The 21,622-nt window shown below is 62.6% G+C and carries 16 protein-coding genes; 10 read left to right on the top strand and 6 right to left on the bottom strand.

Annotated features, from left to right (window positions below):
- The first annotated feature begins 69 nt into the window (after positions 1 to 69).
- Positions 70 to 1,611 (top strand): SpoIIE family protein phosphatase, encoded by a 1,542-nt coding sequence (locus tag AAF358_03715; protein ID MEM7704632.1) that lies wholly within the window; start codon positions 70 to 72, stop codon positions 1,609 to 1,611.
- A gap of 19 nt (positions 1,612 to 1,630) precedes the next feature.
- On the opposite strand, the gene AAF358_03710 is transcribed toward AAF358_03715, so the two are convergent.
- Positions 1,631 to 3,064, bottom strand: coding sequence for a Calx-beta domain-containing protein (locus AAF358_03710; protein ID MEM7704631.1), 1,434 nt, complete (start codon positions 3,062 to 3,064; stop codon positions 1,631 to 1,633).
- 246 nt (positions 3,065 to 3,310) lie between these two features.
- On the opposite strand from AAF358_03710, the gene tolQ reads away from it, so the two are divergent.
- From tolQ to queC, 8 genes are all read left to right on the top strand, one after another.
- Complete coding sequence (gene tolQ / locus AAF358_03705) at positions 3,311 to 3,985, top strand: protein TolQ (protein MEM7704630.1); 675 nt, start codon at positions 3,311 to 3,313, stop codon at positions 3,983 to 3,985.
- Positions 3,985 to 4,407 (top strand): protein TolR, encoded by a 423-nt coding sequence (gene tolR, locus AAF358_03700; GenBank protein ID MEM7704629.1) that lies wholly within the window; start codon positions 3,985 to 3,987, stop codon positions 4,405 to 4,407. Before tolQ ends, tolR begins: the two co-directional genes overlap by 1 nt.
- Entirely contained in the window at positions 4,404 to 5,264 is an 861-nt protein-coding gene (locus AAF358_03695; GenBank protein MEM7704628.1) for a cell envelope integrity protein TolA, read from the top strand. The genes tolR and AAF358_03695 overlap by 4 nt, the downstream gene beginning before the upstream one ends.
- Position 5,265: 1 nt before the next feature.
- A complete protein-coding gene (tolB, locus tag AAF358_03690) occupies positions 5,266 to 6,585 on the top strand; it encodes a Tol-Pal system beta propeller repeat protein TolB (GenBank protein ID MEM7704627.1) in 1,320 nt (439 codons plus the stop codon).
- 31 nt (positions 6,586 to 6,616) lie between these two features.
- On the top strand, positions 6,617 to 7,153 hold the full coding sequence (pal, locus tag AAF358_03685; GenBank protein MEM7704626.1) for a peptidoglycan-associated lipoprotein Pal: 537 nt from the start codon (positions 6,617 to 6,619) through the stop codon (positions 7,151 to 7,153).
- A 50-nt stretch (positions 7,154 to 7,203) separates the two neighbouring features.
- On the top strand, positions 7,204 to 8,115 hold the full coding sequence (gene ybgF / locus AAF358_03680) for a tol-pal system protein YbgF (GenBank protein ID MEM7704625.1): 912 nt from the start codon (positions 7,204 to 7,206) through the stop codon (positions 8,113 to 8,115).
- 138 nt (positions 8,116 to 8,253) lie between these two features.
- Positions 8,254 to 8,838 (top strand): 7-carboxy-7-deazaguanine synthase QueE, encoded by a 585-nt coding sequence (gene queE / locus AAF358_03675; GenBank protein MEM7704624.1) that lies wholly within the window; start codon positions 8,254 to 8,256, stop codon positions 8,836 to 8,838.
- A complete protein-coding gene (gene queC / locus AAF358_03670; protein MEM7704623.1) occupies positions 8,835 to 9,509 on the top strand; it encodes a 7-cyano-7-deazaguanine synthase QueC in 675 nt (224 codons plus the stop codon). The genes queE and queC overlap by 4 nt, the downstream gene beginning before the upstream one ends.
- 22 nt (positions 9,510 to 9,531) lie before the next feature.
- Here the strand turns inward: queC and AAF358_03665 are convergent, their stop codons facing one another.
- Positions 9,532 to 9,780 carry a DUF6489 family protein gene (locus tag AAF358_03665; GenBank protein ID MEM7704622.1) on the bottom strand — a complete coding sequence of 83 codons (249 nt, stop codon included), beginning with the start codon at positions 9,778 to 9,780 and terminating at the stop codon, positions 9,532 to 9,534.
- Between the two features lie 93 nt (positions 9,781 to 9,873).
- Here AAF358_03665 and AAF358_03660 point away from each other — a divergent pair, with 93 nt between their 5' ends.
- Positions 9,874 to 11,970: a serine/threonine-protein kinase gene (locus AAF358_03660; GenBank protein ID MEM7704621.1), complete on the top strand. Its 2,097-nt coding sequence runs from the start codon at positions 9,874 to 9,876 to the stop codon at positions 11,968 to 11,970.
- A 50-nt stretch (positions 11,971 to 12,020) separates the two neighbouring features.
- On the opposite strand, the gene AAF358_03655 is transcribed toward AAF358_03660, so the two are convergent.
- From AAF358_03655 to AAF358_03640, 4 genes are all read right to left on the bottom strand, one after another.
- Positions 12,021 to 12,998, bottom strand: coding sequence for a GGDEF domain-containing protein (locus AAF358_03655; GenBank protein ID MEM7704620.1), 978 nt, complete (start codon positions 12,996 to 12,998; stop codon positions 12,021 to 12,023).
- Between the two features lie 73 nt (positions 12,999 to 13,071).
- Positions 13,072 to 14,292, bottom strand: a complete 1,221-nt coding sequence (locus tag AAF358_03650) for an HDOD domain-containing protein (GenBank protein ID MEM7704619.1) — start codon at positions 14,290 to 14,292, stop codon at positions 13,072 to 13,074.
- Between the two features lie 108 nt (positions 14,293 to 14,400).
- On the bottom strand, positions 14,401 to 17,991 hold the full coding sequence (locus AAF358_03645; GenBank protein MEM7704618.1) for an Ig-like domain-containing protein: 3,591 nt from the start codon (positions 17,989 to 17,991) through the stop codon (positions 14,401 to 14,403).
- Between the two features lie 131 nt (positions 17,992 to 18,122).
- A complete protein-coding gene (locus tag AAF358_03640) occupies positions 18,123 to 21,602 on the bottom strand; it encodes a hypothetical protein (protein ID MEM7704617.1) in 3,480 nt (1,159 codons plus the stop codon).
- Positions 21,603 to 21,622: the final 20 nt, after the last annotated feature.

The raw sequence follows: 21,622 nt of genomic DNA, 5'->3' as shown, positions 1-21,622 counted from the left end.
CGGCTTTCTGACATCCCCGCGTTGGCCATTTTTCTTTAGGCTCCGGGAGCAAGCGGCTAAACTGACGTCGTGGGTTCCCTCCCCAGAAAAACCTTCCACAATCGGCTCTTGCTGGGCCTGCTTCTCGTCAGCTTCAGCCTGGCTGGTGCCTGCGCTGTACTCCTTTTTCTGGCCTTTGAGGAGAACGAGCGGGAAGAAGCTCAGGCCTGGATGCAGGCAACCATTGTGCAGGTTGCCGAAGGGATACAGGCCGCGGGCTGGCCGTCGGCTGTCTCGGCGCAGAACTCGGGTTTTCTTCGCTCTCGGCTGGTCGACGCGAAACTGGCGTTGATTCGCGAGCTCGACGGGGCGTTGGGTGAGCCCGTCGCGCAGAATTCGATTGCCAATATTGCCGTGATGGTGCGCACCGACGATCCATCGTCGGCGAGGGTGATCGCCGCGATCGATGAAGCGGAGGAGGGGTCGAATCACGACATGACGTTGAACCAGGCCCGGCGCCTGGGCTGGGAGCAGCTGACGGTCGAGGATCAGCCGGACTCCGAGCAGCTTCTGCGTGCCTATGTTCCGATTCGGTCGACGGACGGGGAGGTCCAGGGCCTGCTGCGGATGGACCTCAGCGGCAGCTATTTCGACAACCTGTGGCTGGAAGCGCTTGCCGGAGCGGTCGCTGTCTTTATCATCGGATCGTTGCTGTCCTGGCTAATCAGCCGGCGCTTTTCCAGGGCGCTTGCGCGACCGGTGGAGGCCTTCGCGGGCGGGATGGATGCTGTTGCAAGCGGCCGGCTGGAGCCGCTTGCCGTACCGGCCACGCACGATGAGTTTGACGCACTCGCGCAACACTTCAACGGAATGGTTAGCGACCTCCGCGATCGTGAGCGGCTGAAAAAGGATCTTCTGGCGGCCGCAGCGGTGCAGCAGCATCTGCTGCCAACGTCGGAACCGGTGCTGGACGGTTACGACATATTTGGGTCGGCCCGCTATTGCGACGAGACGGGTGGTGACTACTTCGACTTCCTCCCGCTGCCAGATAGCCGGCTGGGCATCATCGTTGCTGACGTGTCTGGCCACGGGCTTAAGTCTGCGTTGCTCATGACCGCGATGCGGGCCGTACTGCATGCGACTTTCAGCGAATCTCACGGGGATCTGGTGAAGGCTGTCCAGGCGGTTAATGACCAGCTGCTGCGCGACTCGCAGGCGGGTGCTTTTGTCACGGCCTTTGCGGGTGTGCTGGATGCGGCGACGGGGCGTCTCGAATGGCTCAGCGCCGGGCATGACCCGGCGCTGGTTTTGCGCGCGGAGACCGGTGAGATCGAAGCGCTCGAGGCGACCGGCATTCCTCTGGGAATTCTGGGTCAGCCGGTTGAAGCCGGGCCGGCCTGCCACCTCAACCGCGGTGATTTGCTGCTCGTTGGCACGGACGGTATTTCCCAGTGTCGCAATGCCGAAGGCGAGTTCTTCGGTCTCGACCGGCTCGGATCGCTGATGAAGAGCCACCGTGGGGAGAGCGTGCGGGCCATCTTCGAGCAAGTCATGACGGAGGTGGTTGCGTTTCAGCCGCCGGGGCCCGCGGCTGACGACATGACTCTGGTTCTCCTCAGCCGCCAGTCGTAGCCGCGGCTCGCGCGGAGCGCTATCTCACAGCCTGTCTGGCTTGGCAGCCCAGGGACAGCGCCTTCAGCTCTTCGGGCCTGGGCTTTCGCCAGTCGCTGAAGCCTGCGTTGTCGCCGGAGCGCCCCGCATTAAAACTCGAAATCGACGTTTGGTCCGCGCGGCCTGAGTCAAAAGACGGGGCGAGGTAGCAACGCTGGGAGCGAGCGCTGAACACGCCCGTGACTCCGCAGCGGGCCCACATCAGGCCGCTTGCCGGGTCAAAAACCACCGGTCCAAGTGAGCTTAGCTGCTTGCCGCGGATCGGAAAGCAGGCCTTTTCCGCTGTTTCGAAGCCGGCAGCGAAGATGAGGTCGACGAAGTCGCGGAGGACCACGGTTGCGGTGTTTGCCGGCCCGATGAGATAGGACGGGGACGGCTGAAGCGTGATTTCGATGGTTTCGTCACCCTCCATGTCGTCGCTGTCGGCCTGAGGCTGTAGATCGAGCTGCAGGGTCAGCTCGTTGGCCGCAATCACGGTGCCGCCCATCACGACAAAGTCCTGCGGCGAGCCGGCGCTGCCGCCGAGGGTGTAGTTCACGGCGATCGCCTGAGTCGGGTCCCCACCGCCGGAACGGGTGAGAAGAAAGGCGCCGGGATTGGGCCCGGCCTCGCTCATGTCGGCGTCCAGCACCGATACCTCGATCACCGGTGCGTCGTCCGTGAGCGTGAACGTCACGGCGTCCGGGTCGCCGGTGATGTACTGTGAGTTGGGCAGAAATGTGACGGTGATGGTCTCGTCACCTTCAACGACGTTGTCGCTCACGGGGGTGAGCGTAACGCTAGTGCTGGTCTGACCGCCCGCAAAGCTGAAGCTCGTAGCCTGCACGAAGTCGAACAGTGGGGTTGCGGTGCCGGTGTACGCTACGGAGCCGGAAAAACCCTGTTCAATTCGCCCGCCGCTGCGGCTCACTTCAAAGCTGCCCGGGTCCAGCCCGATCTCGGAGATGGCGGCATCGGTGATGGCGATGGTGAGGACCGCCGGGTCGTCTTCGATCTCAAGCGTTGCGGTGGCGTCCGGCCCAACCTCATATTCCGGGAGCGACTGGGGGGTGACTTCCACCGTTTCGGTGCCCTCGACCAGGTTGTCCGACCGTGGCGTGAGCTCAATCAGCTGCGACTCCACGTTGGCGCCCAGCAGCACCTGAGACGGCGGAGTCTCATAGTCGCCCTGCAGGACGACAGCCGTGCCCCCGTAGATCAGATTCACCCGCAGCTCCTGGCTGACGTCTCCGCCCTGGCGGCTGACCAGAAAGCTGCCCGTGTCGAGAGCCGCTTCGGCCATCTGGGCGTCGACGCTCGTGATGCTGACGACGGGTAGATCCCCGGCAGCGGCGCCGGCAGATGCCAGAGCCAGGGCGGAGAGCCAGGAAAAACGGTTGCGGGAAAAAATGAACGGATTGGCGAGCTTTGACATAACGGCAGCCTCCAGGCGGCGCGGCGGGGTGATCCCGCCGGTTTCCGCTCATGGTCACTGCGGTCGCACCCGTAGTCTCAACGCAATCCTGACGGCCTCCTGACCGGCTTGTGACGGACGCAGTTTGTCGCGCGACAACGGGCAATCCCTGTCATAATTCGCCCTGATTTTGCCCCCAAAATGCCATGAACAGCCGAATAATGAAGCGCAATGCATATTTTTCCCGATCCCGAGGTCTGATTGACTATGGGTGATTTCAATCCGCTGGAGCTGATCCTCCAGGCCAGCACCATGGTGCAGTTTGTGATGCTGATCCTGCTGCTTGCGTCCTTTTCTTCCTGGTGGATCATCTTTGGCAAGCGCAAGGTGATTTCCACCGCCCGCCGCGATGCGGACGACTTCGAGGAGCGCTTCTGGTCCGGTGTTGACCTGGCGGCGCTGTTTCGGGAAATCAGCGCTGAGCGGAATCGCGTCGCGGGGCTGGAGTCCATCTTCGAGGCGGGCTTTCGCGAGTTCGCGCGCACCCGCCAGAGCAAGCGCACAAGCGGGCGCGTGCTGGAAAGCGCAGAGCGCGCCATGCGGGTGGCGCTGAACCGGGAGCTGGATCATCTGGAAAATCACCTCAGTTATCTCGCCACCGTCGGCAGCACCAGCCCCTATGTCGGGCTGTTCGGCACCGTGTGGGGCATCATGATCTCGTTCAACGCACTGTCAAACGTCAATCAGGCGACCATCGCGATGGTGGCGCCGGGGATTTCCGAGGCGCTGATCGCTACCGCCATGGGGCTGTTTGCGGCGATTCCCGCGGTGGTGGCTTACAACAAGTACTCCAGCGAAGTGGAGCGTTTGGAGGGTCGCTACGACACCTTTAAAGAGGAGTTTTCCACCATCCTTCACCGACAGGCGGATATGGAAGACTGATGCCCCGCGGCAAACGCAAGCAAATAGCGGAGATCAACGTCGTTCCCTACATCGATGTGATGTTGGTCCTGCTCATTATCTTTATGATCACCGCCCCGCTGCTCCAGCTGGGGGTCGAAATCGAGCTGCCGGAAGCTGACGCGGCGCCGATGGACCAGCAGAGCGACGAGCCGGTGGTGGTCAACGTGATGGCCAACGGCGACTTTTACCTGTCGCTAGACGGGGTGGTCGAGCTGATCGACAGCGAAACGCTGATCACTAAGGTCTCGGCGTTTGTCCGGAACAACCCGAACATTTCGGTGCTGATCGGCGGCGATCAGTCGGTGCCCTACGGCCGCGTTTACGAAGCTATGGTGTCGCTGCAGAAAGCGGGCGTGCCGAAGGTTGGCCTGATGTCGGACCCGCTGGAGGTTGAGCCTTGAGCACCGCTTTGGTCTACGACGGTTCAGCGGCCGCTCAGTCGCTGCTGCTGCACGGTGTGATCGGTGTGCTCCTGGTCTTCGGTCTGCGCTGGACTTCCGAGACCATCGAACCTAAGTTTCCCAACGCGATTCAGGCGGTGGTGGTGGATACCAGCGCCATGCGCGAGGCGCAGCAGCAGCGTAAGGATGCCGCCCAGCAGAAGTTGCGCGACCAGGCGGCGGAACGCCGGCGCCAGGAGCAGGCCCGCCAGGCTGAGGCTCAAGCGGAGGCCGAGCGGAAGCGCGTTGAGCAGGAAAATGTCCGCCAGCAGCAGGCCGAAAGGCAGCGGGCGGATGATCTTCGGCAGCAGCGCCTGGCTCAGGAGCGCGAGCGCAACGAGGCGCTGGAGCGGAAGCAGGCGGCGCTCAAGGCTGAACGGGAAAAGCTGGCGGCGGAGCGCGAGAAGCAGCAGCGCGACCTGGCGGACATCCAGGCGCAGCGCGAGGCGGACGCTTTGGCCCGGGAGAAGGCGATCGAAGACGCCCGGCGTCAGCAGCTGCTCGACATCGAAAACCAGCAGCGCCAGGCCCAGCAGGATTTGACCAAGATGGAAGAGTGGGTGGGCCTGATCGCCGCGTTGGTGCGGCAAAACTGGCGCAAGCCGCCGACGGCAAGATCGGGCGAGCGCTGCCGGGTCAACGTCAGTCAGCTCCCTGGCGGCGACGTAATCAGCGCCACCGTGGCGCCCGGCTGCAACGTTGATGAGGTGACTAAACGCTCGATTGTCGATGCCGTGCTGCGCTCCGAGCCGCTGCCCTACCAAGGCTTCGAGCGGGTGTTCCGGCGCCAACTGACTTTTGAATTTGTGGTGGATTAGGATGCAGAGAGTGCTTAGAAACGCCTGTGCGGCCCTGTGCCTTTTTGCCGGCGCGGTGCTGGCTCAGGACGATGTGGTCATTGTGATTACGCCGTCTGGTGAGGCGGCCGTGCCGATCGCCGTGGTGCCCTTTGCCTGGAGTTCAGAGACCGCGCTCCGCGAGGTGGACGTGACCAAGGTGGTGACCGATGATCTGTCCCGCAGCGGCCAGTTTCGCACGCTGCCGATGGCCGACATGATCGAGCGGCCCAGCCGTCCCAGCGACGTCAACTATGGGACCTGGCGCCGGCTGAACGTCGATTACCTGGTGATCGGTGAGGTGACGGGCAGCGACACGCTGGGCTATGGCATCCGGATGCACCTGCTTAACGTCACCACCGGCGACGCGTTGCTGAGCCTGGAATTTACCTCCCGCGCCGGCGGCATGCGCTACACCGCGCACCATATCGCGGACACGGTCTATGAAGCGCTGCTCGACGTGCCGGGCTTTTTCCGAACCCGGCTGGTCTACGTGACCCGCAGCGGTGAGGGCGACAACACCGAGTTTTCGTTGATGGTCGCGGACGCGGACGGCTACGGACCGCAGCCTGTGGTTCGCTCCAAAGAGCCGCTGCTGTCTCCCGCCTGGTCGCCGGACGGCCGGTCGGTGGCGTACGTGTCCTTCGAGAAGGGCAACTCATCGATCTACACCCAGGAGCTGGCCTCCGGGCAGCGCCAGCTGGTGGCGAGTTTCAAGGGGATTAATGGCGCCCCGGCGTTTTCTCCCGACGGGAAAAGGCTGGCGCTGGCATTGTCTAGAAGCGGGAATCTTGAGATCTACGTCATGGATCTGGCCACCCGACGCACGGTACAGTTGACGCGGCATTTTGGTATCGACACCGAGCCGGCCTGGAGCCCGGACGGGCGATACGTGTACTTCACCTCCGACCGGGGAGGCCGGCCGCAGATCTATCGCGTTGAGCCCCGATCGGGCGCTGAGGCGGAGCGGATCACGCGGCAGGGTGAATACAACGCTCGCGCCTCGATGTCGCCCGACAGCAGCCAGCTGGTGCTGGTGCATGGCAACGACAATAACTATAAGATTGCGTTGCTGGATACGGAGCGAAATATCTTAAGGACCATATCGGACGGTCCGCTGGACGAGTCACCCAGTTTTGCGCCAAACGGACGGATGGTGCTGTATGCTTCAAGACGTGGCACGCAGGGTGTATTATCCGCGGTGCCGATCTACGGTGCTGCGGCGGCGGGACAAACCGCGCATCAACTGATTTTTGCGGACGGCGACATCCGAGAGCCGGCGTGGTCGCCCATAAGACAGTAACGCGCCAACAATCGTAATTGGGAGTTAGACGATGAAGAATCTGACCCGTTTCACCATAATGGTGACGGCCTGTTTTGTTCTGGCAGCTTGTGCCAGCAAAGACCCTGCCCCTGTGGAGCCGGCCGAGCCGATGGAAGCGAAGCCGACGCGGCCCGCGCCTGAGGTCCAGCCTGCGGTCGACATTAACGACGACACAAACCCCAAGAATCTTGACGACCCCCGCAGCCTTCTGTCTCGCCGCGTCGTCTATTTTGATTTCGATCAGTCGCGCATCAAGCCTGAGTATCGCGACATCATCGCCGCCCACGCGACCTATCTCGGGGCCAACGGCGGCGCACGCATCACCCTGGAAGGCCACGCCGACGAGCGCGGCACCCGGGAATACAATCTGGGTCTGGGCGAGCGCCGGGGCAATGCGGTGTCTGACCTCGTCGACGCGCAGGGCGCCAGCGCCTCGCAGCTCTCGGTGGTTTCATACGGCGAAGAGCGTCCGGCCAACAACTGCAGCGAAGAGCGTTGCTGGAGCCAGAACCGCCGCGTGGAGATCGTTTACACCTCGCGGCAATGATCGGACGGCCCACTTTAGTTTCCCTGACGGCAGCCGCTCTGGCTGCCGTCGTGTTTTTGCAGCCCGCAGCCGCTCAGCGGCCGCGCGAGACGCTGTCTGAGCGGGTCGCGAGGCTGGAGCAGCAGGCCGCCAGCGCCGGTAACCAGGAAACCCAGCGAACGCTCTCTGAGCTGCTGCTGCGGATCGATGATCTGCAGCGTGAGGTGCAGACGCTGCGGGGCATGGTGGAAAATCAGTCATTCGACGTAGATCAGCTTAAGACCCAGCAGCAGGATCAGTACCTCGATCTGGACCGTCGCCTGAGTGAGGTGACGCGGAACCCGATGAGCAGCGACCCGTCTGTGGCCGGCAGCACGGCGCGCAGCTTCGAGCCGATCCCAACCACCGTGGTCGGTAACGGTGACACCCTCACGAGCACCGCCGGGTCGACGCCGGCGGCGCGTCCTGGCACGGCGGTTCAGCCGGTCCCGCAGGAGCGTCCGGAGGTTCGAGCGCCGATCGACGCGGGGCTTCAGACCACAGGGCTGGGTGAAGACCCGAACCAAGTGGTGGCCTCTGTGGTGGACCCCGCTGCCGAGAAAGCTGCCTATGACGTGGCGTTCGACGCGCTTAAGCAGGGACGCTACGCCGAGTCAGCACGGCGTTTCGACGAGTTTTTAAAGGCGTTCCCGGACGGTGAGTATGCTGACAACGCGCAATACTGGCTGGCGGAATCTTATTACGTCACCGGCAATTACCGCATTGCCCTGGAAGCGTTCCAAGGGCTGATCGCCCGCTTCCCCGGCAGCAGCAAAGCCCAGGACGCGACGCTCAAGCTCGCGTTTACCCATTACGAGCTCAAGCAGTGGGACGAGGCTGAGCGGACCCTGAATCAGGTGCTGCAGCAGTTCCCCAACACGACGGTGGCCAGGCTCGCCGAGAACCGGCTGCGCACGATGCGCATCGAAGGGCACATCCGCTGACCGGAGCGTGATGTGAGTCAGTCCATTCACGGACCTTTAGTACCCGCGGTGCCGTCGACCGAGCCTGGCGCGGCACCCCGCGTCGACCAGCTCAAGCTCACCGAGATTTTCTACTCGATCCAGGGTGAGTCGCGCTCCATGGGGAAACCCACGGTGTTTGTCCGTCTGACCGGCTGCCCGCTGCGGTGTACGTACTGCGATACCGCCTACGCGTTCCACGGCGGTGAGTGGTACACCTTCGATCAGATTCTCGATGAGGTTGCCAGCTTCAATGAGGGCCACGTCACCGTGACGGGCGGTGAGCCGCTGGCGCAGAAGCGGTGTGTAGATCTTCTCAAACGGCTTTGCGATGCCGGTTATGAGGTTTCTCTGGAGACCAGCGGGGCGCTGGATATCGGCTCGGTGGACGCTCGCGTCAGCCGGGTCCTGGATCTCAAAACGCCCGCCTCCGGAGAAAGCCATCGCAACCTCTGGGCCAACCTCGAGCTCCTCACGGCGCACGATCAGCTGAAGTTTGTCATCTGCAACCGCGGCGACTACGACTGGGCCTGCAGCATCCTCAAGGCACATACGTTGCCCGAAGATCTGGAGGTACTGCTGTCGCCAAGCTTTGGCGAGCAGAACGTCACCGAACTCGCCGAGTGGATCCTGGCCGATCAGCTGAACGTCAGGCTGCAGATGCAGCTGCACAAGCTGTTGTGGGGCGACGAACCCGGCCGATGAATACCCAGAGGAAGGCGGTTGTGCTCCTTTCGGGTGGCCTGGATTCCGCCACCGTGCTGGCCATGGCCCGAGCTGAGGGGTTTGCTTGTCACGCCCTGAGCGTCGACTACGGCCAGCGTCACGATGTAGAACTCAAGGCGGCGGCGAAGCTGGCTGATCGGCTGGGTGCTGCGGGTCACCGGGTAGTGAAGATGGACCTGCGGGCCATCGGCGGATCAGCGCTCACGGACGATATTGCCGTCCCGGAGACGCCGACCGAGGGAATCCCCGTCACCTACGTACCAGCGCGCAACACGATTATGCTATCCCTGGCGCTGGGGCTTGCGGAGGTGCTCGAAGCGCGAGACATCTTTATTGGTGTGAACGCGGTGGACTATTCGGGCTATCCGGACTGTCGTCCCGAATTCATCTCGGCATTTGCCGACCTGGCAAACCTTGCGACTAAAGCCGGGGTTGAAGGTCAGCCGACCCGTATTCGCACCCCCCTGGTGAGTTTGAGTAAAGAGGCGATCATCAGGCGTGGCATCGAGCTGGACGTTCCTTACGAAGACACCATCTCCTGCTACCAGCCCGATGCGGAAGGCCGCGCTTGCGGGCGCTGCGATTCCTGCCGGCTGCGCGCGGCGGGCTTTCTGGCTGCCGGTTTCCCTGATCCTACGCGCTATCAGTAGGCCAGCCGTTTGACGCAGTGATTCAGTCTTTCGATGTGCCCGCGCCCGGCGTGAACATCGACATCATTTTCTGAAACTGCTCCATGCTTTGGTTCCCCAGCGGCATGTACATCTTCAGCAGCTTCTCGGGATCGCTCATGTCCTTGACCGATTCGCTCATGCGGTCATAAATCTCGGCCATCAGCTTCTCCTGCAGGGGTTCCACGTCCGGCAGCCCCATGGCGGCCCGGGCTTCTTTTGGCGTCAGTTCCAGATTGATGGTGACTTTCATGAGGCTTTCCAGTTTCCCTGTCTTGCTTACCATCAGTTTACCTGCTTGCCGGCACAGGTTCGTCGTATACTGGATCTTTATCCCGAGCGCACCGTGACCGAAGCAACCGAAACCCTGGATGCTCAGCACAGCCAGGTGATTTCCAAAAAGCTGTCAGAAATCGGTCCCTACCAGCTACTGGAAGTGGTCGGGGAAGGCGGTATGGGCGCGGTTTACCGGGCCCTCCAGGAGCAGCCCATCCGCCGCGAGGTGGCGATTAAGGTCACCCGCCTGGACCTGACCTCCGTGCGCCGGCTGGCGCGGTTTCAGGCCGAACGACAAACGCTGGCCCGGCTCAATCATCCCCACATTGCCACCGTGTTTGACGCCGGGGAAACCCCCGACGGTTTCCCCTATATGGTGCTGGAGTATCTGGACGGCGACTCGCTGCTCAAGTACTGCAACGCGCATCGGCTGCCCATCGAGCGAAGAATTGAGCTCTTTATCGAGCTCTGTGGCGCCATCGGCTATGCGCACCAGCAGGGGGTGGTTCATCGAGACCTGAAGCCCAGCAACGTGATGGTGACGGAGGTTGACGGGCAGCCGGTGCCCAAGGTGATCGATTTTGGCATCGCCAAGATTGCGGACGCCCAGGTTGACCATACGATGGAAGGCTCGCTGCTTGGCACCCCCGCCTATATGAGCCCCGAGCAGATCCGGCAGCCGCAGGACGTCGACAGCCGCACCGACGTCTACTCCCTGGGACTGATCCTCTATGAACTGCTGACCGATAACCTCCCGTTTGAGCGCCGCTCCCGGAGCAACTGGTCTGAGGTGCCCGACCACCCGCTGAAATCACCCAGCAGCCGGATTCGGACTGCGGATCAGGACGAGGTTGAGGCGCTGGTCGATGCGCGAAGTACCGCGGTCGATACGCTGGTCGGTCAGCTCAAGGGGGATCTGGACTGGGTTGTCCTGAAGGCCGTCCAGGAAGACCCTTCAGCGCGTTATGCCTCTACCGGCGAGCTGGCCGCGGACCTGGAGCGCTATCTGTCCCACTATCCGGTCAGCGCCAGGCCGCCGAGCAAGACCCACGCCGCTTGGCGTTTTGTGCAGCGTCACCGTCTCGAGACAGCGGCCGCACTGCTCCTCGTTGCTGGCTTGGCCGGTGCGGTGGTGGTGTCCACCCGCGCCATGCTGTCAGCCCAGGCGGCGCGCGGCGAAGCAGAGCTTGAGGCGCAGCGCTCGACGGCCATGAATAACTTTTTGGTCGAAACACTGCGGTCGGCTGATCCGCGGGTCGGTGGACGGGACGTTCGGGTGGTCGACGTGCTGGCCCAGGCGGCTGATAAGGCGTCGACGACCTTTGCCGATCAGCCCAAGCTCGAAGCGACCATGCTGGAGACGCTCGGCTATACCTATGCCGGGCTGGGTCAGCCACAGGACGGCGAGCCGCTGCTGAAGCGGGCTCTGGAGCTGCGCGTCGCTGCGCTAGGTCCAACTCACGAGGATACGCTGACAGCGGAGAACCAGCTGATTGAGACCCAGGCTGGTTACGAGCCACTCGAAACGTTCGGCCCCAGGTTTGAAGACCTCTATCGCCGGGTAGAGCAACACCTGCCGCCAACCCACCCGTTGATGATGACCATGCTGAACAACATGGCCTATGTTTACCTGTCTCGGGGAATACAGAATGAAGACAACGAATCATTGGAACGAGGCACAGACTTTGCGCGTCGGTCACTGGAGGTTCGGGTCGAGGTTCTTGGACGTGAAGCACCGGACACGAGCCATGCCCGCAACAATCTGGCGAACGGTCTTTTGCGGCTGAAACGGCTCGCGGAGGCAGAGGCGCTATTCAGGGAAAACCTCGAAATCCAGCCCACGATCTTTGGCGAACGCAATCACTATACCCTCAGCACGAGAGCAAACCTGGCGAACGTCTTGATAGAGCTGGATGAGCTCGACGAAGCAAAAGGGTTACTCGAAGCGGCGCTGGCGGGCATGGCTGAGGTCAACGGTGAGGACCATCCCGCCTGGCTCCGCGCTGCAGTGGGTCTGGCGGAGGTTAGGCTCATGCAGCAGCCGAGTGACCCCGAAGCGGTCGAGTTGATCCGCAAAATCCTGGCGCTTGCCGGCGAGCGACCGGAGGCAAGTACCGAGGCCGACAATGCGCGCGACCTGCTGACCAAGTTCGGCATTGCGCTCTAGCGCCGAGCCGGTTGGGTCCGACCCGCACTGCCGTAGCCTACTAGGGCAGGCTAGCTGGGCTTGAGATGTCGTTTGGTTTCCACGGCGCCGGTCGTTTCGGTCAGTTCTTCGGTTGAAATGACCACTTTGTTTCGACCGGCATCCTTGGCTTGATACATGGCCTGATCGGCACTCCGCAGCAGTGCGTTCTGCAGCGCCGCCAGATCGGCGTTGTGAGGTGCCACCGGCGGCAGGCTGGCAACGCCAGCGCTAAAACTTGCGGTGGGCATATCGGTAAAGTCCTGGCACCGCTGCGCGAGCTCTTCATTGATCTTGGTCAGGATCTCAGCCGCATCTTGCGGCGGCGTATCGGCAAATGCCACGGCAAACTCCTCGCCGCCCAGTCGCGCGATCAGGTCGCTGGCGCGCAGCGAGCTGGTCAGGATGCTGGCGAGCAGCTGGAGCACCCGGTCGCCGGCTTCGTGACCAAACCGATCGTTGATCTGCTTGAAATGATCCAGATCCAGCAGCGCGACCGAGACGTTGCCGCCGCGCCGGTTCCAATCGGCGAGCGTGCGAGCAAGGGCGTCTAGAAACAGCAGCCGGTTATTGAGGTTCGTCAGCGCGTCGCGGGTCGCCAGCCGATAGCTCCGCTCGTGGTAGCGTGCCTCCGGCGTCCGGCCGTCCAGGTATTTCAGCGTGGCGTCCCCCACACGTATGAGATCGCCGTTGTTCAGCTGCACGCCTTCGAGCGGCACCGGCTGCTGGTCGACTAGGGCGCCGTTCTTGGAGTTCAGGTCGGCGGCGGTTACCTGTGAACCTTCGCGCTCAACGCGCAGATGACGCCGCGATACGGATGGCCGCTGCAGGACGATATCGCAGTCGGCGTCTCGACCGACAATCAGGCTGGTGCCGTCGGCAAGCGAATAGAACTCACCAAGACTGCTGCCGGTGATAATGACCAGGCCGGGCTCGCGGCGGCTCTGGGACCTGCCGTAATCCATCTCGGCCGTCGCGTCGGTGGACTGCGTTAGCTCGTTGTTCCCCATGGCCCCTTTCTTTTACCACAGGGCGCGGCGAACGTCAGGAGCTTTACCCGCTCATCGGGAGCTTAACTCCCGCTCAGGCGGCGTTTTCGACACCTGGGGAGCTGGGAAGGGCGGCTAGCTCGGGGTGATCCACCAGCAGGAGGAGGCGCCCATCTTCATCCACCTGGCGGTGTTCGCCGAGCATCATCAAGCCTGGCAGCTGATGAATCTCCTGACTCTCCGGAGCGCTGCCCTGGGCCGCCTGGACCTGCTGGATCGCGAGCTGCAGGATCGGATAGTAGGGGTTTTCCCGGGTTTCCGGATCTTCCGCATCTTCGCCGGCAACGTGAAAATCGGCGTCCATATGCCACTTGTTCAGCACCAGCGTGGTGCTGACCGCACGCAGGCTGCTAAGGGTTTCGTTGACCTCGGCGCGCGGCACGTCGATCTCCAGTTTCTCAAGATAGCCGAGCACCGCTACGGCGCCGACATTGTGCAGCAGGCCGATCATGAACGCTTTTTCCGGGTCAACCGTCACGCCCTGCGCGTGCTGCGCAAGAATCTTTGAGGTGGCGGCGACCTGGGTGGCGGTCATCCACACGTCCGAGCCAACGGCGTAGAGCGTTCGCGAGCGAAAGATAAACATCTCCTGGACGGCCAGTGAGATCACCACGCTGCAGGCCCGGGTGATGCCCATCCGAAGGAGCGCTTCCTCGGCAGTGCAGATCTCCGTACGCCCTCGGATCAGGGCTGAGTTGGCGGCTGCAATCAGCTTGCCGGCGAGTGATGGATCCTGCTCGATCAGCTTGGCGAGATCTTCGAGGCCGGCGTTCTCGTCGTCCATCAGTTTTCGGACCCGCACGGCGATCTCGGGCATCGCCGGGACGTTGATACGGCCGTTGTGGAAATCTTCGAACAAGGCTCTCATCACGTCAGCCCCAACGTCATCGATTTCCGTGTCATGGGCCTCAACGGTGCTGTCCACCGACTGTTCTGCCTGCTCAACGCGCTTGCGGTCGATGCGTAGGACTAGCGAGTCGATGGTGAACTTGGCCGTGTCTCCGCCGCGTACATCCGGAAAAATTGGGTCCAGGGCTCGATCGGTACTGTCGTCGAATGTAAATGCCTTGCCCTCAGCGGGAACCAGTTTGACCGAGCCATCAACCAGCATAAAAAACCAGTTACGCTCCTCATAGGAGTCGATCATCGCACCTTTCGGCACAACGGCACGCTTGCCGCCGTCCAGCAGATCTTTGCGCTGGCCGGTAGTCAGATTTTTCAGGGGGCTGATCGATTCGAGCCGCTTGTCGTCCATTGCGCGCACCGCCAAACAAAAGTGTTCGTAGATTATCGGCCCGCAAGGTGAAAGCTTGAGGGGTTGGAGCGCCTCAGGCGGTGCGCCCCGCAAGCTATCGGACGACTCCTACAGGCACTCGTCCTCCAGCCCGCTGAAAAACAGGCTGTCGGTATCCGGGTCGATTCGAAGGCTGAAAAATCGGGGCGCGCCAGCGCTTGTCACGGTCACAAAATAGGGAGAGTTTGGCAGATCGCCGACGACCGGCGTGCCGGCGATGACGCCGTTGTCCGGATCGATGGTCAGGGAAGCGGGCAGACCCTGGGCCGCAAAGCTTCCCTGTGGGCTGTCGAACAGATCCGCTGCCGGCAATCCGATAGGAAAGCCGACGACTCCTCGTGACCCGCTGGCGCTGCACCGGGCGAAGGGTGACTCAATCACGGTGATGTTGACCTCTGCGGTTGCGCACAGCACCGGCTGGCCGTCGTCGCAGACTTCGTAACTGAAGCTGTCGCTGGTCAGATCCGAAGCGGAATGTTCGTAGCGAAAGCTGCCATCAGCAGCTAGCGTGATGGTGCCCTGGCTGGGCGCATCCAGCGGTGCCACAGAAACGCTCAGGGTCTCCTGCTCGGGGTCAGAGTCGTTGTCGGTAAGCCTTAAAGAACCGCTGTCCAGCACCACCGATTGTCCGCCGCGAACGACGGTCAGGGTATCGTCACCCGCGCTCGGCGGGTCGTTGTCACCGACCACGTTGAACGTCACTGCGCCGACTGCCGACAGCGGGTCCGGCTGACCGCCGCTGGTGCCGTCGTCGACAACGCTGTAGCTGAACGCCGCGGCGCCGCTGAACTGGGGCGCGGGTGTGAAGGTGATCATGCCGGCGTTCAGGCCGACCGTGCCGCCAACCGGATTGCTCACCTCGGTGAGCGTCAACGATTGGCCGCTTTCATTGGAGGGCCCAGGGGAGTCGTTCACCACCAGAACCGAGGCGTCAAAAGTGAAGCCGGCGGAATCTTCGAGGACGTCTGGGAGCGTGTCAGCAGTCGGCTGCGGCGGATCGTTCACCTCGATGACCAGAAACTGGGCGCGCGTCACGTCGGTCTGCGGGTTGGCGCTGCCGGCGGTGGTTCCGTTGTCCACCACGCGATAGTCGAAACCGGCGCTGCCATTGAAATCGGGCGCCGCGGTGAAGACAACGTTGCTGCCGTCCAGCGTGACGCTGCCGCCGGCCGGGTTGGCGGCCAGGTTAACGCTGAGCTGCTGACCAGCCTCGTTGGTGGGTCCGGGGCTGTCGTTGGACAGCAGCAGGCTGAAGGGCACGGTGTAGATCCCGTCCTCCGCCAGGTTGGCGATCGTCTCCCCTGCAGCAATGGGAGGGTCGTTCACCTCGGTGACCGTTATGGTGACCATCGCCGTATCGCTTAGCGGATCGTTGGCGCCGTCGGTGGTGCCGTCGTCGGTAGCGGTATAGCGAAAGCTTGCGCTGCCGAAGAAATCATCGGCGGGCGTAAAGCGGATGCTCGACGACAACAGATCAGCGGTGCCGTTCATCTCGGTGTCGACCGCAGTGATGTCCAGCGCCTGGCTGGTACCGATGTCGCCGACCGAGTCGTTGGCGAGCAGGCTGGAAATACTGATGGTGTCGTCGTCGTCCTCAGAAATCGTTGGGCCAAGGTCATTGTTCGCGATCGGCGGGTCATTCACTTCGGTGATCGTGACATTGACCTGCGCCTCGGCACAGAGCACCGGGCTGCCGTCGTCACAGACCTCATAGCGGAACAGGTCGTTGCTCGAATCGCTGCCGTCATGGGTATAGTCGAAGGTGCCGTTACTGGCGATGCTCACTGTGCCCAACCCGGGTTCGGTGGTCGGGTTGCGGTTGATGTCCAGATTGTCGCCCTCTGGATCGGAGTCGTTGTCCAGCAGGCTGTTGTCGCCGCTGTCGGTCCGGTCCACCGTGCCGCCTTCGGCCACGGTCAGCGCGTCAGCTACGGGCGTCGGCGGCTGATTGCCGCAGACTTCTGCAGCGGCCGTGCCCCAGCGACCGATTTCGCCGTCGGTGCCCGATCCGCGGCTGATGGTGTGTTTGTTGTAGACCCAGAAACAGGCGCCGTTGGGGTCCAGCGCTACCGAGGAGTAGTCGCCCCAGCGGACCTCGGGGCCGCCAAAGGTCAGTTCGTAAGCATCGATGCCGGCGCGAAGCAGCTGGCTGCCGCGGTTACTGCCGGCCGCGTCGCCGGGAACGTGCAGCGCGTAGTGGGAGCTGAGAAAACTGCTGCCGTTGGCGCTGGTGAAGCCAAGCGCCACTACGCCGGCATCGTTGACCGCTACGGCGGCATACGCCGTCTCGGTATTGTTGGCGATATCCTCACCGCCGAGCAGGCCGAGCTGAATCAGATTGTCGGTCTGCGTGTTGACCTCCGCCCAGTAGGCGGTGGTCTCGCCGCTGTCCGCGCCCGTTCTGGCCCGAGTCGTTGCGGTGAAATACAGCGAGTTGTCACGCCAGACCGCATCCAGCACTCGGCGGTCCCCGGCATCCGGGTCGAGGCTACTGCCGCTCTGGGGAAGATTGCCCAGCGGATTGGCGGGGTTGTTGTCGATATTACCCAGCGACACAAAGTTGAAGCTGAATGACGTATTGCCCGTCGGGCTGTTGACCTGAACGACCTGAGCTTCTTCGGTACTGCCGCTGCCGAGGCCACTTTGCAGCACCAGCCACGTGCCGGTATTGCCCGAAGGTGGCGTGCCGAAAATGTGCGCCGGCTGATGCGTTCCGGCAAAAGTGCTTCCGCTGGTAAACGGGTTGAAGCGGGTGACGTCCGCGCTTCGGCCGTCATAAAAGCCGTTGTTTACGTCTTTCTCAACGATGAAGAGCCGCGTGCCGCCGAAGGCGCCTCCATTGGTTTGATTGAAGAATTGGAATAGGTTGACGGTGATATACACCGCCTCCTCGTCCACCGCGAAACCCGGAAAATCTACCCAGTGGTCTTGCCCACCGACGGTCTCAAACCCGTTGATTTCGGTGACGGTCCAGGAGCCGGTGGGATCGTCGGTGTCGCTGACCGCCAGCAGGATCCGTGAGGTGTTGCTGGAATCGCCTTCGTCGATATCCTGCCGCTCCAACGTCAGCACAAGAAAACGACTCTCGAACTGATCGAAAAGGACCTTCGGATCAAACGTAAACGTCGGCGGCGAGAGGGGCGAAAAGAAATCCTGGAGCGACTCGCTGCTCAATTCGGAACCCGATTTATCGTAGATCGCGACACTGGTGTTGGTCACCGCCACCACGTGGTTCGGGCCGGCCGCCAGTACCGGGTCTGCCGGAATAAACACAAAGCCGCCCGTGTTGTCAGCGTTGCTGTCATAGTCCAGCGCGTCGAAGGTGCTGCCCGAAAAGCCTTTAGTCTCGGCACGTTGCTGGTTTTGGGACCAGTCGGGCACCTGGCGGTACTTCGGGGTTTTGCGCAGCTGCTTCTGCCTGGGTGGCTCGGCTAGCGTTCGCCCGGGTTGGTCCATTTTGGCTGGACCCTCAATTCGCGCAACGCCAACACTTAGGCGGCTGCTTACGGCGCGGTTCCGGTGTGCTTTCGGGCCCGCATCGAGCGGCCGCCCTGGCGGAAACTGGAGAGCGCGGCGCTCACTTTCGGTCTCGCGAAGCGTGCAGCTGCTGATACTCAGCAGGGCCGGCAGCAGCAGGCACAGGGACATCAGTTTTGTCATCAGGGAAGAAGGTGATCAAGGGCAGCCGTTATTGTATTTCAGCCGGTGTTTTTGGATGGTTAAACTGTGTATCGGCGAGCGCCGCCTGTCCCTGAATCAGCCACGTCGGTCCAAAAAGGGGTCAGCCGATCTCAGTGAAGCGCCGGATCTTGCCACGGGTCGCTGAGCGGGATGATGGCTACATTGCTGCGATTCCAGGTGCTGTTCGCCAGGCCGGGATAGCGGGCGGTTGAGCTGAAGGTGCCGCTGCGGGCGCTTTCGAAGCTGAGCGTAAGATCCCCGGCGCTGGTGGACTGTGGCTCAACACGCTCGCAGTCGGGGCAGAAGCCAATGAAGCTCAGCATCGCGGTGCTGCCTGCTTGGTGATTGCCACTTTGACCCAGAACCCAGCGGGGCTGGCGCTCAGCGTCGTAGAAATACAGCACCGAAACCCTGACGTCGCCCTGGCTGTAGAAGGTCACACCCCAGCCGCTGTCGTCGGGGTCGTACCAGGTGCCGGTATAGTTGCGTAGCGTCCGATCATTGGAGGCGGCGAGCAGCTGGAAGGGCTCGCTGCCGTTGCGCCCGTCCAGCGTCCAGCTGAATTCCGCCCGGCGCGCATCGACAAAAATCAGAGATGCCTGCCCCACTGGCTGACCGGTGGGGTCGCCGGTTGCACCTCGGGTAAACCGAGAAAGCTCGGCGTTCCAAGACTCGCCAGCAAATTCGCCCGCCGCCTGGTACCAGGTTGGTGTGCCGTCTTCGTTGTAGGTGTACCAGGTAATGAACAGAAAATTACCCAGGCGCTGCAGGTCGAAGCCATGGCCGCTGCGATCGGGGTTGAACCAAAGACCCTGAACCGGCGTGAGAGTCCGGGACGCAGCGTCTGCCGGGTTCGAACCGAGCCTGAGCTCTTCGGCATCGGTGAGGCCGTCATGATCTCGATCGAGACCCAGCCGCTCACCGAGGCCGCTGGGGACCGCGGTAAAGGTGATGGGCGCCGCCGCGCTGGCGCTGGCGCTCAAATCTCTAAGCCCAACGGAATCACCCTGGGCTGGGCTGAACTCCAGGCCCTGCTGCACCCAGCTGTTGCCGCTGCCGTGGGCTACCAAATCGATCGCGCCGGCGGCTGCCAGAACCGACAGGGTATTGAGTTCGGAGGTCGGCGAACCGCCGGTTGAGGTGACCTGCCGGCCGACGGCGGCATGGGTATCCTGGCTCTGCGGCGCAGTGACTGATCCCGGCGAAGGATCAGGACCAAAATCGGATCCGCTGAAGGCCAGCATGAGCGCGACCAGATCGGCAACGTCCTGATCGGAGTCGAGCTCGAAAGCCTCGAGCGCCACAAAGCGCGCCAGCGTATCGACGCTGCCGTCGTGCAGAAAGCCAAAGCCGCTGAGGCTCTCGGCGCTTTGCGCGTCCATACCGACCTTGTCGTAGAGGTTACGCAGCTGCGCGGTTTTCATGGCTATGTTGGTGTTGCCGTCCACGCTGACGATACCGAGATGATCCTCGCCGTGCGGGCCGTGCGCCATCTGCTCACCCCCGGCTTCAACCGCCCCGCCGAGGAGTCGCAGCGGACCGTTCCGGGACATGCCGGTAGGTAGTGTGTGGCAGTCCGAGCACTGGAAGGGCTCGTCCAGACCGCCGGTGGTGTAGAGCAGCAGGCCCCGCTGCGCGTTGCCGTTGGGCAGAGGCTGGTTTGCCGGGCCAAATTTACCCGTGCTGACGTGGCCGGGGAGCGGCAGGTTGCGGGGCAGCGTATTGTCGAGATTGCGGAACGGATTCGGCGGGAAGGTAATGGTGGCCAGGTGGTCTTCAAAAGCCTGCATGCCGGCCTCGCTCAGCTCGGCGTCAGCCCCCAGCAGCCCGGTGAAAGCGCCGTTGAACTCTTCCAGGCCGTCACGATCCCCGCGCCAGTGAAACGGCTCATGCCCGATGATGTCCTGCAGGGTCTGGGTCATCATGGGGCCCTTCATGGGGTGGAAGTCGGGGCAGGGGTTCCCCTGGACCTCGGTCACGCAGTTCTGATTGAAGGCCCTCATGTCGCCTGACGGATCACCCAGGTCCCAGGCGATCCGGTCGGTGCGTCCGTCTACGTGGCAAGACCCGCAGGAAACGTGCCCAAGCCCGGACTTCTGTCGGGTGTCGTACAGAAAGCGGCGCCCGTCTCGCATGGCCCGGGGCAGAGGGTTAAAGAGCGCGACGGTGCTAACGCGTCGGCTGGTGGCCAGCTCGATGACGCTGATGGAGGCCTCGAAGTGGTTCCAAACGTAAAGGAGGCCAGCTTCCTCGTTGAGTACTGCCCCGACCGGGCCTTCGCCGGTATCGATGGGGTCACCCACCCGGCGACCGTCTGTGTCGATCACAATCAGGTTGCTAGATCCCATGCCGGTGACAAAACCGCGCGTGCCGGCCGCATTCCAAACGATGCTGCGTGGATCGCCCAGCGAGCGCAGGCGATTGTCCGCGGCGGTGGTTGATGAGGCATACGTCAGATGAGGATTCAGGTCGCTGACGCTGAGAACCGCATTATCGGCCCCCCGGATCCGCGCCAGGTTAACGCGCAGAAAGCGGCCGTTCAGCAGCGGCTCGAACCGCACTTCGTTGGTAGCTTCGGTGCCGACGACCGTTATCTCGCCGCTGGCCGGATTCACCGCAAGCGCCATGTTGATATTCATCAGGGCGGTCACGTAGCTGACTTCGAGGCTGCCTGCGTCTATGACGGCGACATCCCGGTCGGGTAGATCCCAACCTTCGATCCGACCCGACTGATTGGCCTGGAAGCCGCTGACGAAGCGTGTCCAGTCACCGCCGATGTCGTCAAGCCAGACACCGTCGCCGTTTTTCCTCACAATCGTGCCCACCTGTGGTGGTGGGGGCAGCAGTGGATTAAGGGCGGGGCTGAAGCCGGTGCCCGCATTGGGCGCCGGTGATTCGCCTCCGCTCGGCGTATTGGTCTGCCGGGTGACGTTGGGGGGAAAGGAGATCGTGCCGAGCGATTCGGCGCCACCGCCAAGGACCGTACTCCCGTTGCCGGACTCAAAGATCGCGGCATAGACTTTGCTGCCATCCGGACTGACCGCGAGGCTCCTCGGGTCTTCGGCGCTAAGGTTGATACGTTCGGGCGGCTGCGACAGGTCCTGCACGTTGTAAACCAAGACGGTGTTGGCCTGAGAGCAGCTCACAAACGCGCGCAGCGGATCGCCGGCAAAGACGATGTCGAAGGGTTCATCGTCAGTCTGCAGCGTAGCGGTCACCTGACGGCCAACCAGATCGACGACGCTGACGGAGTCCGAGATGTGGTTGACGACCCACGCCTCAGCGTTGCTGCGAAAACGAACGGACACGGGATCAACGCCGACCACCACGTGCCCGGCGGCGACCGGCAGGCCCTCGCTGACGTCGAACAGCTGGAGCCGATTGTCGGCGGTATGGGCAACAGCCAGCAGCGTGCCGTCAGGACTGCTGGCCAGGGGATGAACCGGGTGGTTTTCCCAGTTGACAAACGGGATGTCCGCGCCGGAGCTGGTTTCCTGCGCGAGGCCGTTTGTCGCGATCCAAAGAGCAGCGAGCAGCGCGGTGGCTCGTTTGGCTGCCAACATGAAGGTGCAACGGCTGTAAGCCATCATGGACTCCTTCGGCGAACCGC

Source organism: Pseudomonadota bacterium, assembly GCA_039033415.1.
Taxonomy (GTDB): Bacteria; Pseudomonadota; Gammaproteobacteria; order Xanthomonadales; family SZUA-38; genus JANQOZ01.
This window is presented reverse-complemented; position numbering and strand designations above follow the sequence as displayed.